This is a genomic window from Aromatoleum anaerobium (genome assembly GCF_012910705.2).
Taxonomy (GTDB): domain Bacteria; phylum Pseudomonadota; class Gammaproteobacteria; order Burkholderiales; family Rhodocyclaceae; genus Aromatoleum; species Aromatoleum anaerobium.
In genome coordinates this window covers 400646-415292 of record NZ_WTVG02000039.1, presented here as the reverse complement: position 1 = coordinate 415292, position 14647 = coordinate 400646, and the positions used below count along the sequence as shown (strand labels likewise).

Here is a 14647-nt window from a genome sequence, read left to right as displayed (position 1 = left end):
GTCGGGACATGGAAGCCATTGCAGAAAAGCGGATCATCACCAGCGGCCGGGCCAGCGCGCCGTTGCAAGCTTACGATCCGGCCTATGACCCGCTGGTCGCGACGACGCCCGGACAAGGCCGCGAGTACGCGCCGACCTACTGGATCGGCACCGCTGGCGAACCGCCTGCCGACGATGGCCCGATCACCCAAGACATCGACGTCGATGTCGCAATCATCGGCTCCGGCTTCACCGGCCTGACGACCGCGATTTTCCTCGCCGAGAAATACGGCATCAAGGCGACCGTACTTGAAGCCAACCGCGTCAGCTGGGGCTGCAGCACCCGCAACGGCGGCCAGGCCCAATGCGCGTCGGGGCGCCTGAAGCGCTCGCAGTGGATCCAGCGCTACGGCCTCGATACCGCCCTGCGCATGCACGAGGAAATCTGCGACGGCATGCAGACCTTCAAGGATCTGATCAAGGACATCGACTGCGAGCCGCAGCCCGGTGGCCATCTCTACATCGCGCACCGGCCCAAGGTCATGCCGGTGCTGGAGAAGGAAGCCAAGATCCTGCGCGACGTCTTCAAGTACGACGCGCGCATCCTCGATGCCGACACCGTGAAGCGCGAATACGTCGATGACAAGGAAGCCGCGGGCGCGATGCACGAGCCGGAAGGCATCGGCATCCATGCCGGCAAGCTCGCCTTCGGCTACCTGAAGAAGGCGCGCGCGCTCGGCGCCAAAGTCCATCCATCGAGCCCGGTGATCGGCTGGGAAACCCGCGACGGCGTGCATTACCTCAAGACGCCGGGCGGCATCGTGCGTGCCCGCGCGGTCGGCGTCGCGACCGGCGGCTACACGTCGAACGGCCTGCATCCGGAACTGAAAAATCGCCTGCTGCCGATCCTGTCGAACTCGATCGTTACCCGCCCGCTGACGAAGTCCGAGATCGACGCGTGCAACTTCCGCACGACCCAGGTCATCACCGACACCCGTATCCTGCGCCACTACTATCGCCTGCTGCCCGACGGTCGTGTGCAAATCGGTAGCCGCAGCGCGATCACCGGCAGCGACGCGCCGCAGGACAAATACAAGCAGTTCCTGATCCGTGACCTGCACCGCAAGTTCCCGGCGCTCGAAGGCATCCAGATCGACTACTCGTGGTGGGGCTGGGTCGACGTCAGCCACGACATGATGCCGCGCATCTTTCAGCCGGACCCGAAGCAGACGATTTATTACGCGCTCGGCTACGGTGGCAACGGCGTGATGTATTCGGCGCAGGCCGGTCGCCGCCTGGCCGAGAACATCGCCGGCGTTCGCACCCCCGAGCTGCCGATCTTCCGCTCCAGACTGCCTTTCCCCAACGTGCGCGAGATGGTCGAGTCGGAGTACTTCGCGCCTTTCCGCCGCTTCGGCCAATGGTGGTTGTACCGCTGGTACAACATGAAAGACGAAGTCCTCTAAGCAGCACCTTGATACCCCCCAGCAGCACGCACTGCCAGACCATAAAGAGATCGAGGAGACAAAAATGAAATTCAGCAAGAACGTACTGATGCCACTCGTCACCGCCGCCAGCCTGCTGGTAACTGCCCCCGCCGCACTGGCCGAGACCTTCAAGATGGCCGTCGGCGATGCCGCGGGCGGCACGCAGTGGGAACTCGGGACGACTTTCGCCAAACTATTCCAGCAGAAGACCGGCGGCAAGCACAAGGTAGACCTGTTCCCCAACGGGCAACTTGGCAGCGAGGAAGACACGATCAACAACGCCGCGATGGGCACGCTCGATTTCTCGATCCTCGCAGTCAATAACATCACGCCGTTCTCGCCGACGGTCGGCCTGCTGACGATGCCCTACCTGATCCAGAGCGCCGACGAAGCGAAGAAGCTGACCCAGGGTGAAGTCGGCAAGGAGCTCACCGACAACACGGTTCGCGATGCCGGCGTACGCATCGTTGGCTGGGCCTACTCGGGCTTTCGCGTGCTCACCAATTCCAAGCGGCCGGTGAAGACGCTGGAAGATCTCAAGGGACTGGTGATCCGCGTACCGAAGAACGAAATCATGATCTCCTCATATCAGGCATGGGGCATCAACCCGACGCCGATGTCCTGGTCCGAAACCTTCACCGGGCTGCAGCAGCGCGTCGTCGATGGTCAGGACAACCCCTACATCACGGTTTCAGCGATGAAGTTCTACGAGGTGCAGAAGTACATCACCAACATCCGCTACATCTTCTCGCTGGAGCCGCTGGTGGTCAGCGAGTCGGTCTTCAAGTCGCAGAAGCCCGAGGTGCAGAAGGCGATCCTCGAAGCGGGCCAGGAAGCCACCGAGCACAGCTTCAAGTATCTGCTCGAGACCGAAGAGAAGATCAAGAAGGATCTTGCCGCGCGCGGCATGCAGATCACCGAGCCTGCCGACGGCGAAAAGGAGTGGATCGCCAAGGCGACTACCACAGTATGGCCGAAGTACTACAAAAGCATCGGCGGCAAGGAAAAGCTCGATCGCGCGCAGAAGGTGCTCGGCCGCTGAACGGCGGGCAGTAGTCGCTTCCGACGGCAAGGCGTGGGGCGCACGAGCCACGGCTCGCGCCACATGCCGACGCTGGACACGCGACGGCCGCCGATCTTGTGCACAACACGCCGCTACGATTCCGGATGACTCCTGTCTGCGGCAGGGGCCGTCTCCGTGTGATCGGGCGCACCGGATTTTCTGGAGTTTGTCATGGCCGTAGGGCACATCTTCCTCAAATTCATCAGCAACATCGAAGAGTATCTGTGTGAGGTGCTACTCGCATTCTTCGTCGTGCTGCTTTTCGTCCAGATCCTGCTGCGCCAGTTCTTTCAGTACTCGCTGCCCTGGGGCGAAGAACTTGCGACCTATCTCTTCGTCTGGTTCGCCTATCTGGGCGCCTGCGTCGCCGCCAAGATGTCGGCGCACAACCGTGTGGCCTTCCACTTCAAGTTCTTCCCGCCGATCGTCAAGAAAGTCAGTGAAGCGATTGCGGACCTGCTGTGGGTTGGCTTCAACCTCTATTTCGCTTTCCTGAGCTACGACTTCGTCTTCAACCGCATGAACCTGTTCTGGAAGTCGCAGACCATCGGTTTGCCGATGAAGTACTTCTACATGATCCTGCCGATCGCCTTCACGCTGATGTCGATCCGCATCCTGTGGAACAACTACTTGTCGCTGTTCAAGGGCGTGGAGATCGTCGATCCGGAAGCGGAGGAAATCGAGAACCTGAAACGCGCCGCCGCCGCGGCGAACGCCTGAGACGGATCCTCCACGGAGAAATGACAATGGAAGCATATGTGGTAGAAATCCTGTTCGGCGGCTTCTTTGCATTGCTGTTGCTGGGTGCGCCGATCACCGTTTCGCTTGCCGGCGCGGCGATGGTCGCCTTCCTGGTGCTGGGGAAGAATCCCATCGCCTTCGTGCAGATCGCCTTCACCTCGGTCGGCAGCTTCCCCTTGATGGCCCTGCCGGCCTTCGTCCTGGCCGGCGCGCTGATGGAGGCGGCGGGCATTTCGAAGCGCCTCGTGGACATCGCCGAAACGATGGCGGGGCCGATCACCGGCGGCCTTGGTGCGGCGACCGTGCTCGCCTGCCTGTTCTTTGGCGCCATCTCGGGCTCCGGGCCGGCGACCACCGCCGCCGTCGGCATGCTGATGATCCCCGCGATGGTCAACCGCAAGTACGAACGCAGCTACGCCTCGGCGGTGACCGCTGCCTCGGGTGGCCTCGGCATCATCATCCCGCCGTCGATCCCGATGGTGATCTTCGGCATCTCGGCGCTCGGCATGGCGCCGCCGTCCGAGGCCGTTGCCAAGTATGGTGAGTTCGCCTCGCTGTCGATTCCCAAACTGTTCATCGCCGGTGTCATCCCGGGCCTGATCATGGCTACCAGCCTGCTGATCATGAACTACGCGATCTCGAACAAGCGCGGTTACCGCGGCCTGACCGAGAAGTGGTCGTTCGGCGACATCGGCCAGGCGCTGCGCAAGGGCATCTGGTCGGTGCTCGCCCCGATCATCATCCTCGGTGGCATCTACACCGGCCTGTTCACGCCGACCGAATCGGCAATCGTCGCAATCTTTTACACGCTCTTCGTTGGCATCTTCCTGCACCGCGAGCTCAAGTTCTCAGCCATCCTCAACTCGCTGAAGACCACGACGTGGATCACCGGACGAGTGCTGCTGATCCTGTTCGCGGCGGTCGTGTTCGGGCGCCTCCTCGTCGAGCAGCGCATCCCGGCGACGATCGCCGAATCGCTGCTGAGCCTTACCGACAACGTCTACATGATCTGGACGCTGATCATCGTGTTCCTGCTCTTCGTCGGCATGTTCATGGAAACGCTTGCGGCGATCATGATCCTGGTGCCGGTGCTGCTGCCGGTGATGTACATGATGGGCGCGGACCCCACCCACGTCGGCATCGTCGTGATCTGCGCGCTGTCGGTCGGTTTCCAGACTCCGCCGCTGGGCGAGAACCTGTTCGTCGCGTCCGGTATCGGCGGCTCGACGGTGGAAGAAATCGTCGCGCGCATCCACCCCTTCGTCCTCGCCTCGACGGTAGCGATCTTCGTCATCGCGTTCTTCCCCCAGCTCACGCTGTGGCTGCCGCAGATGCTCGGCTACTGAGCCATTCCATGTCGCCGGCTACGCGGGATTGCATCGCGCGATCCGCTAGCCGGGGGAAAACAACAACCGAAACCGGATACTCAAGAGGTTCGACGATGTCTGCTCCCATCCGTGTGCTGGTCCTTACGCTCGGCCTTGCCCTGGGCACGGGCTTTCTGCCGTCACCCGCGCATGCCACCGATGCTGAATCGGTCCGTCTGTTCGACAGCGAACTTGGCAAGCGCGCCACAGCGCTGCTGGAGCGCGCGGTCAGGCACATCGAACAGAACGGCGAAAAAGGTGCCGCCGATTTCAGCCGGCAGGCGAACTTTGTCGATCGTGATCTCTACGCCTACGCCGTGCGCATCGATGGCCGCTTCCTCGCGAGCGGCGGCTCGTCAGCTGCGCTGATCGGCGACAATGTGCTCGACTACACCGACATCGAAGGCAAGGCCTTCTTTCGCGAAATGATCGAACTGGCGAGAGCCAAGGGCGGCGGGCAGGTCGAATACCGCTGGTTCAATCCCGCCGACAGCCGCGGCGACCCCAAACTGACTCTCTTCCGCAAGGTCGGTGAAGTCATCGTCGCGGTCGGCTTCTATCCGCCGCGCGCCACGCCGGTCCAAGCCAGAGCCATGCTCAGAGATGCGGCCAAGGCGATGAAGGCGGACGCGACGCGTGCCCTGGCGCAGTTTCGTCGGCTCGATGGGCCGTTCATTCATGACGATCTTTATGTGTTCGTGATCGATATGGCTGATGGCCGTTTTCTTGCACACGGCGCTACCCCGGCGCTTGTCGGCAGCAACGGCTACGAGTTGCTCGATCCGAACGGCAAGCCGATCGTCTCCGAGATGCTCAAGGTCGCGGCGAAGAAGGGCGACGGCGAACTCGATTACAGCTGGCGCAATCCGACGACCGGCAAGGTCGAGAAGAAGCACAGCTACTTCCGCGCCGTCGATGGAAAACTGGTCGGCGTCGGTTACTTCCAGCGCTAAGAATGGGGTGACCTGACGCCGCCGCGCGCCCTTCGGCCGCTTCCTGCCCGAAGGCCTCATTCCGGTCGCACTGGCGGAGGGCGAGGCGCCGGGCAAGGAATCGCTCGATGCCTTCGGCAAACGTCCGGAACTCATCGGGCTGGAATGTGGCGGCAACGGCCGAGCCGGCTTCCAGCCACCGGCCGGCGCGATGCCTGCATCCCGCGCCGCCTTACCTTGCAGTACGAGTGAATCAGGCCACCGCTGCTGGCTCGCTATAGGGCGTCGCGCCACGCGGCACGTAGACGCCTTCGCACTGGTCGAGGAATTCCTGCTTCTTCGCGCGCGGGTTGTAGAACTGCTTGTACCAGATGCGCGCCTTCATGAACGGGCCGTCGCTCGGGATGAACAGGCCGTTCAGGCACGGGCCCTTGTTCGTCCACACCTCGAAGTCCTGCATGAACGCGAGCCGGCTCGACTCCTGGAACTGGCGCGCGGCGATCGTATCGGGAACGGTCGCGACGGCGTTATTGCCCGGCGACTTCACCAGCACCGAATGCCAGACCTTCAGCGAGCCGTCATCGACCGGCGTGTGCGTGATCATCAGGATCGATTCGCACATGCCGGTCAGGTACGAGATCAGCACGCCGGGGCCGTGATAGGTGGTGTCGGTGTGCAGGACCGGGCTGACACCGTCCGCGCCGACCAGGGTGCGGTGCGGGCCGCACTGGCGCTGGGTGGCGGTGTGCGCGCGGAACTCGTTTTCGTAGCGTTCGACGGTCGAGCCGTGGATCGGGCTGAGGTGGCCGTAGTCGCAGATGTTGTCGATGACTTCCTGCGGATGCTGGTTGAGCATGCCGAGGTGGTCGAACTTCCAACGCACCCAGGAGGGGTCATCCCATTGCGGCAGCGTCGGATGCTCCCATTCGGGTTCGCCGCCTTCGGGGTCGTGCCACACCCAGATCGCGCCGAGGCTTTCGACGACGGTCCAGGACTTCACGCAGGCGGTCGCCGGAATCGGGCCCTGGTGATACGGGATGTCGTCGCACTTGCCGTCCGCGCCGAAGCGCCAGGCGTGGTAGGGGCAGCGGATGCTGTCGCCCTCGACGTTGCTGCCGCCGCCGTCGAGCACGACGTACGAGGTGTTGTTGGGGGCCGCGAGGTGCGTTTTCATGTGCGGGCAATAGGCGTCGAGCAGCACGATCTTGCCGGTCGCGCGGCCGCGGTAGAGCGCGAAATCCTTGCCGAAGAAGCGCACGGCGAGCGGCTTGTGGGTGTTGAGTTCTTCGGCGTCGGCGATCATGAACCAACCGCGGGGAAATGTGAATTCGCCGATTCGGTAATCCTTGGTGGTGGCCATATGGCTCTCCTCTCTCTGTCGGTTCGTGGGGAACTTGACCCGATTTTCCGGCGTGCGAACAAGCGCTGCATACCCTGTTTGGACGATAGTGCCGGCGCCGCTCCAGCTGCGGGCATCGTCCTTTTGGACGTTTCCCCATGCCCGCCCTGGCCCTAGATTCGTGACCGGTAGCGGTTCGTCTACAGAACGTCACAGGAGGGTGCATGCCAGACCACGGCCTTGATTCGGGCCCCGCGACTTCAGCAGCAGAGCAGGGCGCGCTCGACTATCCCTTTGCGCCACCGGCGCCTGACGGGGAGGTCGTCGAGCTTGCGCCCGGCATCCTTTGGGCACGCATGCCGATGCCGATGCAGCTCGATCACATCAATGTCTACCTGCTACGCGACGGCGACGGCTGGATAATCGTCGATACCGGCCTGAATACCGGAACCACGAAAAAGCTGTGGGAGACGATCGCCGCCCGCCAACTGGACGGCCTGCCGGTAAAAGGGCTCATTTGCACGCATTTCCATTACGATCACGCCGGCTTGGCGAGTTGGCTGACGGAGCGCTTCGACGTGCCGCTGTTCATGACGCACGGCGAGTTTTTCACGATGCGCGGGCTCAACGAGCAGGTGCCCGATCCGCTGCCGGCGCCGCTAAGTCAGTTCTATCTGCGCGCCGGCATGCCTGTCGAGCGTATAGAGAAGATGTTCGGTGCGGTGCGCCGCGACCCCTTCATGCCGCCGCAGCCGCATGCGTTTCGCCGTATCCGCGAAGGGGAGGAAATGCGCATCGGCGGGCGTAGCTGGCGGATCGTCATTGGCGAGGGGCATTCCCCCGAACACGCCTGCCTGTACTGCGAGGACGAGCGCATCCTGATCGCCGGCGACCAGCTATTGCCGCGCATCACTTCGAACGTGCTGGTGTCGGGCGTCGAGCCGGAGGCTAATCCCTTGCAGCTGTGGCTCGATTCGCTCACGCGGCTGGACCGGCTGGCGCCCGAAACACTGGTGTTGCCGTCGCATCAGCTCGTGTTTCGCGGGCTGCATGCGCGCGTGCGCGAGCTGCGCGAACACCATCGCCAGCAGTTCGACGTGTTGCGCGATTTCGTCGCGGACTCGGGCAGTTGCACGGCCTTCGAGGCCATGGGGAAACTGTTTCCGCGGCTGCTCGGTGCGGCCGACGACATGCTTGCGATCGGCGAGACGATCGCGCATCTGTCGTGGCTGCGTTACCAGGGTGAACTGCGCAGGGTGCTCGACGATGACGGGATTTACCGTTTCAGCGCGGCGGTCTGATTGTGCAGGTGATCCGGCCGATGAATGAGGATTGGCGAGGATGCGCGAAGCACCGTCGCCGTGGAGGGGTGAATGACTAGCATCATGGATGCAGTGGCGAAGACTTGCGCGCAATTGCTGGCGCCGGGAGCGCCGTTCGAACTGACGGAGTGCGAGATCGAAGGGCGGCGGACGAAAATTTACCGCAACGCGTTTGCGACGCTGCCTGAGTTGATCGACGCCGGCCGCGCGCACGGCGACAAGGGTTTCCTTGTTTATCAGGGGGAGCGCTGGAGCTTCACGCGTTTCTTTGCCGATGTCGATGCTATCGCAACCCAGCTTCATGCGATCGGCGTCAAATCCGGCGATCGCGTCGCGATCGCGATGCGCAACCGGCCGGAGTGGGCGGTGGCCTTTGCCGCCGCGGCAAGCCTTGGCGCGGTGCCGGCGCCGCTGAACAGCTTCGGCCTGTGCGGCGAACTGCGGGCCGGGTTTGCGGACGTCGATCCGGCCGTACTGTTCTGCGACGCTGAACGCTTCGAGCGCATCGAAGGGGATTCGGGGGTACCCGGCTGCCGCATCGTGCTCGTCGGCGCCGAGCCACCGCCGGACGCCGTCGGCGTGCTGTCCTACCGCACGCTCGCCGCGCAGCCGCCAACGGCTTTGCCGCGGCCCAGCCTCGGCCCCGATGATCCGGCGCTGATCCTGTTCACATCGGGCGCGACGAGCCAGGCGAAAGGCGTGTTGTCGTCGCAGCGTTCGGTCTGCCAAGCGTTGTTCAACATCGATTTTATCGGTGCGATCTCGGCGATGACTTCTCCGCAAGCGGTCGCGGCGATCATGCAGCGCGGTTTCGCGCCGACGACGCTGACCGCGGTGCCGCTGTTCCACGTCAGCGGCCTGCACGCGCAGCTCCTATTGGCGCTGCGCCACGGCCGGCGGCTCGTATTCATGCACCGCTGGGACCCGGTGCGGGCGCTTGAGCTGATTTGTGACGAGCAGGTCACCCAGTTCAGCGGTGCGCCCTCGATGGTGATGCAACTGCTCGCGACGCGGGGCTTCGACGACCCGCAGCTCACGGGCAGCCTAGGCGGCCTTGGCTTCGGCGGCGCCGGGCTGCCGCAGCCGCTGATCGACGAGGTCTTCGCGCGCCGCCCCGATTCGATGTCGGGTATTGGTTTCGGCCTGACCGAAACCAATGGCGTCGGCGCGGCGGCCTCGGGCGAGCTGTTCCGCTACAAGCCACGCAGTTCAGGCCTGCCGTCGCCGATCATCGACGTGCATATTGCGGATGCCGATGGCGCGCCGCAGCCGGTCGGGCAGCAGGGCGAGATCTGGCTGCGCGGCGTGACCGTGATGCAGGGGTACTGGCGCAACCCGGATGCAAGCCGGCAAGCGCTTGTCGATGGCTGGTTCCGTACCGGCGACATCGGCTATGTCGACGACGAGGGGCTCCTGTTCGTCGTCGATCGCATCAAGGACGTGATCAACCGTAGCGGCGAGAAAATCGCCGCGGCTGAAGTGGAATCCTGCCTGCTCGAGCATCCAGCGGTGCTCGAAGCCGCGGTGTTCGGCGTTCACGATGATCAGACCGGCGAAGCGGTCGCCGCCGCGGTTGTCATCGACGGTGGGGCGGGCGTCACCCCTGAGGCGCTGCGCGCGCACGTCGCGAGCCGCATCGCAGGCTACAAGGTGCCGGCAATCGTTCATGTCCGGAGCGAGCCGTTGCCCCGCAATCCAGCAGGCAAATTGCTCAAATCCGCGCTCAAGCGCGAATACCCATCTGCCGATACAACCGCCTCCACGGGCGCCGAATGAAATCACTTGGCAATTAGTCTTATCGGACGATGTGACGGTGGCGGCTTCGCCGAAAAATGAAACCGGATGAAAAAGAAAAGTGCATTGCTTTATTAGCACGGACATCCGCTTTCATGACTTTCCAGATTCATGACGTTTTCCGCACACGGAAGGAGACTCAAATGAAGAAAACCTGCCCTTGGGCGCCTGTTGTGACGACCCTGGTGTTGTCGCTCGCGGCGAGCACCGCCGGTGCAAAGGTGTCCGAAGCAGAAGCCGCGAAGCTCGGCAAGGAGTTGACCTGCGTCGGCGCCGAAGTCGCCGGCAATAAGGACGGCACGATCCCCGCGTTTTCCGGCAAATGGCTCGGCACTCCTCCCGGCATCAAGTACACGCTGAAAGTCGGCCAGCATCCGCTCGATGCCTATCCGGACGACAAGCCGCTGTTCACGATCACCGCGGCCAATGTCGCGAAATATGCCGATCACTTGTCCGACGGGCAGAAGGCGATGTTCGCGCGCTATCCCGAAACCTTCCGCATGCCCGTGTATACGAGCCGTCGCGATTTCCGCTACCCGGACGCAGTGTGCGAGATATCGAAGAAAAATGCGGTACAGGCCGAACTGATCGACGATGGCTTGGGATTCACCGGGCTCATGGGCTCGTCGCCGTTCCCGATTCCGAAGTTGGCAATGGAAGTTCTGGCGAACATGAACTTTCCCTACCGAGCATTCAACGAGGGAACGCTGCAGCGCGATATCGCGGACGTGAGCCCCAAGGGTGACATTTCCTGGGGGCGTCAATTTAACTTCAATCTTAACGTTGTCACCCACCCGGATAACGTCGGCAAACCGATTCAAGGTGTGATGGCCTATGCGCGTACTGGTGCGCTGCTGCCGGAACGTGACAAGGGCACCATTACCGTCTCGCAGGAACCCGTCAATTTCGCCCAGGGCAAGCGCCTGGCGTGGAACTATGACCCGGGTACCCGCCGGGTGCGTCAACTGCCGGTATACGGATTTGACAATCCGCTTGCGGGCACAAGTGGAAAGATGACGATCGACCAGGATCGCCTGATGAATGGTGATCCGAGTCGTTATGAATGGATATTGCACGGCAAGCGTGAGATGTACATTCCGGCTAATACCTACAGGGTACACAGCAAGGATGTGAAATACGCCGATCTGCTGAAGCCGGGCCATGCCAATCCGGATTTCATGCGCTACGAGTTGCGCCGCGTATGGGTGCTGGAAGGCAAGCTCAAGGAAGGATTCCGTCATCTCTTTGGCAAGCGCGTGATGTTCATCGACGAAGACAACTGGCAGGCCTCCGTCGGCGACTACTACGACACCCGCGGCCAGCTCTGGCAGCACGCCTTCATTAACCATTACTACGCGTACGACATGAATGCGTGGCAGGCCGGATCGGCCTTCTACCACGATCTCAACTCGGGCGGCTATGTCGGCTACAACCTGTGGCAGGAACGCGAGCGCGGTCCGGTCCTGAACAAGGGCGACCTGAATCCCGACCAATATACTCCGGCCGCCCTGCGCGCCGCGGGCAACTAGATCATGCTAAGAAAGGGGAGAGAGACTATGAGAAAGGATAACCGACTAACCCCGATCGCCGTCGCGGTGCTCGGCATGGGCCTCTGCATCACAATGCCGGTATCAGCCGGCGAGCCGATCTTGTTCGACAGCGGCATGAAGCTTGACTGGCGTGTCAATTCGACCTACACGCTGTCGACCCGGCTGGAATCGCCGGACAAGGTGTTGGCCGCCAATGCCGGGGGCAACGACGGCGACAACAATTTTGACAAGGGTGCGCTTACCGCAAACCGTCTCGGACTGCTGCTGGATGCGACGCTGTCGAAGGGCGATACCGGTTTTGTGCTGTCGGCCAGTACCTTCTACGACGACGTCTATCACCACTCGAACGACAACGAGGGCCCGGTGAACAAGGCGGGTGATGTCAACGAATTCACCAGCAAGGCGCGTAGGTTCCACGGCGGATACAGCCGGATTCTCGATGCTTATCTCTACACGTCGTTCGATTTCGCCGAGAGCAGTCGCGCGACCGTGCGCGCCGGCAACCACGTCGTGTCTTGGGGGGAAGCCCTGTTCTTCCCCGGCATTTCGCTCGCCCAAGGGCCAGCGGACGGCACGAAAACCGGTATCCCCGGCACCGAGACCAAGGACCAACTGCTGCCCGAGAGCCAGGTCTCGATGATGGTGGAAATGACCCCGAAGTGGTCGCTGATGGCGCACGCGCAGTACGACTGGCATGAAACACTCGCGCCGGCGCCAGGTTCGTTTCTGAACACGAGTGATGCCGTGGGCGAGGGCGGTTCTTGTCTCGGACCGTATGTGACCATTCCGACAATTGGTTTTTCCGACTGTTCGTTCGGCAAGCGCGGCAAGGACATCAAGCCCGACGATATCGGACAGTGGGGCCTGGGTACGCGCTACCGGGTGACTGACGAAACCGAACTCGGCATCTACTACCTCAACTACCATGACCGCACGCCGCTGCCCGAAATCAACGCCTTCACGCCCGGCGTGTCCCTGGGGGGCGGCAGACAGATCGGCAACGGTTCGTACCGCGTCCGCTATTTCGACGACGTGAAGCTGATCGGAGCGACTTTCAGCACGAGCTTCGGTGTGGCCGCGGTGGCGGGCGAGATTTCGTACAAGGAGGGAGCACCGGCGCTGGTCAACACCGTGGTCAATCCGGCAACGGGGGCGACGATCCCGAACCCGACCCGTGCCGACGTGATGCAGGTCAACCTGAATGCCTTCGCCAATCTCGGGCGCACTCCGATCGCCGACCAGACCCAGCTGCTGGGCGAGATCGCGTATGTGGACATTTCCAACGTGAAGGCCCGCAAGGCCCCCGGCGTCGAAGCGCTCGGCCCGGCCGCGGCGTTCTTCCCGGCATCGAAGGACCTGAGCTTCGGGAAGAGCGGACTGGCGATCTCAAGCACGCTGTCGCTGACCTACCCGGGCGTGTTCACGGGCTGGGATCTTGCGGTGCCGATCAGCTATTCGCAGCAGCTACGGGGGCGCACGATCCTCGGCGGCGTTGGCGGCGAGGGCGACATCCGTTACAGCATCGGTGCGAACTTCACCTATAACCGCAACTTCCAGATCGGTATGACCTATCTCGGCTACGCGGGCGATGCCGAGGTCGCCAATCTCAAGAAGCAGCGTCTGCAGACGGACCGCGACCAACTCTCGCTGGTGATGAAGTACTCTTTCTGACCCGTTCGCGGCGGCGCGATGCCGCCCCGTCCCGTGCCCGCCCGACGCAAGTCCGGCGGGCTTTTCAATTACCGCCGCGCCGGCTGGCGGCGCGCACGGCTTACCTCTCCGCATGTGTCGTTGGGTCTCGTGGCTGTGGATGATGTCATTTACGCTGGTGGCGACGATTTCCCCGCCGCCGGCGAGCACGGCGCCAAACGGGTAGACTCCGCGATCACGGTTCGCTTCGGCAAGGCGCCCCGCTTCGCATAGAAGTTGTTCGGGGGTTTGGCATGGCAACTCGGCTGCAATTGGAGGGCAACAAAGCGATCTAGAGCGGTTTTGCTTTGCGTAGAAGGAACAAAGGTACTGCCAGCGTGGTCATCTGGCCATGGCACCTTACTCAGTTGATTTGCGCCAGAAAGTTGTCGATGCGTACGAGCGCGGGGTGGGTTCACAGCGCCAAGTAGCCGAGCTTTTTGGCGTCAGTATCTCGTTTGTCGAGAAGCTTTTCATGCGGCTGCGAAGCACCGGAACAGTGGCGCCAAAGCCGCACGCTGGCGGAAAGCGATCGCGTGTGGATGAAGTCGCGCGACAGCATCTGGCGCAGTGGCTGCACGCGCAGTCCGATCTGACGCTGGACGAGTTGGCGCAGCGCCTGAAGACCGAATTGGACATTCATATCGGTTTGCCCCGACTGTGTCGGGTGCTCAAACAGATGCAACTGTCACGAAAAAAAAGACGCTCCATGCGACGGAACGTGACGCCGACTCGGTAATTGAGGCGCGCGCGGCTTACCGGGAGGAAATGGCCCAATATCCCCCGTCACGATTGCGCTTCATCGATGAATCGGGCGTGAACATTGCGATGACTCGTCATTACGGCCGTGCCCTGCGGGGGGAGCGGGTGCCCGATGCGGTGCCGAAGAACCACGGTCGCAATGTCACCCTGCTGGGCGCTGTGTCCTGCCGAGGCATCGACGCTGTCATGACTGTCGAGGGCCCGACCGACGCTGCAGTGTTTCGAGCTTATGTCGACCAGGTGCTGCTGCCGACGCTCGCCCCCGGTGATATCGTCGTCATGGACAACCTGAGTGCGCACAAGGTCAAAGGCATTCGCGAAGCGATCGAGGGCGCCCAGGCCCACTTGCTTTATCTGCCGCCCTATTCCCCGGATTGGTCCCCCATCGAAGCGTGCTGGTCGAAACTCAAGACTGCCTTGCGGGCCGCCAAGGCGCGGACGCGCGAAGCACTGGATGAGGCCCTCAAACGGGTCCTCAACACGGTGACCGCCGCCGATGCCCGCGGCTGGTTCGCACACTGCGGCTATGCCTTACAGTGAGCGGCAATCCGCTCTAGGCGGTAGTGTTACGTATCGACTCGCGGGATGAATGGCAACGCATTGCAGAGCATATCAAGGAAGA

12 protein-coding genes are annotated in these 14647 nt (G+C 62.5%); 11 read left to right on the top strand and 1 reads right to left on the bottom strand.

From position 1 onward, the window contains the following. Window positions 1-8 precede the first annotated feature (8 nt). The 5 genes from GO606_RS14180 to GO606_RS14160 all read left to right on the top strand — a co-directional run bounded on the left by GO606_RS14180 (window position 9) and on the right by GO606_RS14160 (window position 5590). A complete protein-coding gene (locus GO606_RS14180; protein ID WP_169118954.1) occupies window positions 9-1445 on the top strand; it encodes an NAD(P)/FAD-dependent oxidoreductase in 1437 nt (478 codons plus the stop codon). A gap of 64 nt (window positions 1446-1509) precedes the next feature. After that, window positions 1510-2508: a TRAP transporter substrate-binding protein gene (locus GO606_RS14175; RefSeq protein WP_169118955.1), complete on the top strand. Its 999-nt coding sequence runs from the start codon at window positions 1510-1512 to the stop codon at window positions 2506-2508. 192 nt (window positions 2509-2700) lie between these two features. After that, entirely contained in the window at window positions 2701-3249 is a 549-nt protein-coding gene (locus GO606_RS14170; protein ID WP_169118956.1) for a TRAP transporter small permease, read from the top strand. Window positions 3250-3275: 26 nt separating this feature from the next. Continuing rightward, window positions 3276-4616 carry a TRAP transporter large permease gene (locus tag GO606_RS14165; protein WP_169118957.1) on the top strand — a complete coding sequence of 447 codons (1341 nt, stop codon included), beginning with the start codon at window positions 3276-3278 and terminating at the stop codon, window positions 4614-4616. Continuing rightward, on the top strand, window positions 4589-5590 hold the full coding sequence (locus GO606_RS14160) for a cache domain-containing protein (RefSeq protein WP_246979591.1): 1002 nt from the start codon (window positions 4589-4591) through the stop codon (window positions 5588-5590). The genes GO606_RS14165 and GO606_RS14160 overlap by 28 nt, the downstream gene beginning before the upstream one ends. A gap of 232 nt (window positions 5591-5822) precedes the next feature. Here the strand turns inward: GO606_RS14160 and GO606_RS14155 are convergent, their stop codons facing one another. Further along, window positions 5823-6929 carry an aromatic ring-hydroxylating dioxygenase subunit alpha gene (locus tag GO606_RS14155; RefSeq protein WP_169118958.1) on the bottom strand — a complete coding sequence of 369 codons (1107 nt, stop codon included), beginning with the start codon at window positions 6927-6929 and terminating at the stop codon, window positions 5823-5825. 203 nt (window positions 6930-7132) lie between these two features. Here GO606_RS14155 and GO606_RS14150 point away from each other — a divergent pair, with 203 nt between their 5' ends. From GO606_RS14150 to GO606_RS14125, 6 genes are all read left to right on the top strand, one after another. Continuing rightward, window positions 7133-8209 carry an MBL fold metallo-hydrolase gene (locus GO606_RS14150; protein WP_169118959.1) on the top strand — a complete coding sequence of 359 codons (1077 nt, stop codon included), beginning with the start codon at window positions 7133-7135 and terminating at the stop codon, window positions 8207-8209. A 72-nt stretch (window positions 8210-8281) separates the two neighbouring features. Then, window positions 8282-10006: a class I adenylate-forming enzyme family protein gene (locus GO606_RS14145; RefSeq protein ID WP_169118960.1), complete on the top strand. Its 1725-nt coding sequence runs from the start codon at window positions 8282-8284 to the stop codon at window positions 10004-10006. Between the two features lie 161 nt (window positions 10007-10167). Beyond that, window positions 10168-11553: a DUF1329 domain-containing protein gene (locus GO606_RS14140; protein ID WP_169118961.1), complete on the top strand. Its 1386-nt coding sequence runs from the start codon at window positions 10168-10170 to the stop codon at window positions 11551-11553. A gap of 66 nt (window positions 11554-11619) precedes the next feature. Then, window positions 11620-13245 (top strand): DUF1302 domain-containing protein, encoded by a 1626-nt coding sequence (locus tag GO606_RS14135; RefSeq protein WP_343316268.1) that lies wholly within the window; start codon window positions 11620-11622, stop codon window positions 13243-13245. Window positions 13246-13615: 370 nt separating this feature from the next. Next, a complete protein-coding gene (locus tag GO606_RS22160; protein ID WP_425532213.1) occupies window positions 13616-14002 on the top strand; it encodes a helix-turn-helix domain-containing protein in 387 nt (128 codons plus the stop codon). Continuing rightward, window positions 13924-14565 (top strand): IS630 family transposase, encoded by a 642-nt coding sequence (locus GO606_RS14125; protein ID WP_246979586.1) that lies wholly within the window; start codon window positions 13924-13926, stop codon window positions 14563-14565. Before GO606_RS22160 ends, GO606_RS14125 begins: the two co-directional genes overlap by 79 nt. The last annotated feature ends 82 nt before the right edge of the window (window positions 14566-14647 follow it).

Bases quoted from the DNA above. Each gene is read 5' to 3' on its own strand.
- GO606_RS14145 (WP_169118960.1), top strand. From the start codon at position 8,282: ATGACTAGCATCATGGATGCAGTGGCGAAGACTTGCGCGCAATTGCTG.
- GO606_RS22160 (WP_425532213.1), top strand. From the start codon at position 13,616: ATGGCACCTTACTCAGTTGATTTGCGCCAGAAAGTTGTCGATGCGTAC.
- GO606_RS14155 (WP_169118958.1), bottom strand. From the start codon at position 6,929: ATGGCCACCACCAAGGATTACCGAATCGGCGAATTCACATTTCCCCGC.
- GO606_RS14175 (WP_169118955.1), top strand. From the start codon at position 1,510: ATGAAATTCAGCAAGAACGTACTGATGCCACTCGTCACCGCCGCCAGC.
- GO606_RS14180 (WP_169118954.1), top strand. From the start codon at position 9: ATGGAAGCCATTGCAGAAAAGCGGATCATCACCAGCGGCCGGGCCAGC.
- GO606_RS14140 (WP_169118961.1), top strand. From the start codon at position 10,168: ATGAAGAAAACCTGCCCTTGGGCGCCTGTTGTGACGACCCTGGTGTTG.
- GO606_RS14170 (WP_169118956.1), top strand. From the start codon at position 2,701: ATGGCCGTAGGGCACATCTTCCTCAAATTCATCAGCAACATCGAAGAG.
- GO606_RS14165 (WP_169118957.1), top strand. From the start codon at position 3,276: ATGGAAGCATATGTGGTAGAAATCCTGTTCGGCGGCTTCTTTGCATTG.
- GO606_RS14150 (WP_169118959.1), top strand. From the start codon at position 7,133: ATGCCAGACCACGGCCTTGATTCGGGCCCCGCGACTTCAGCAGCAGAG.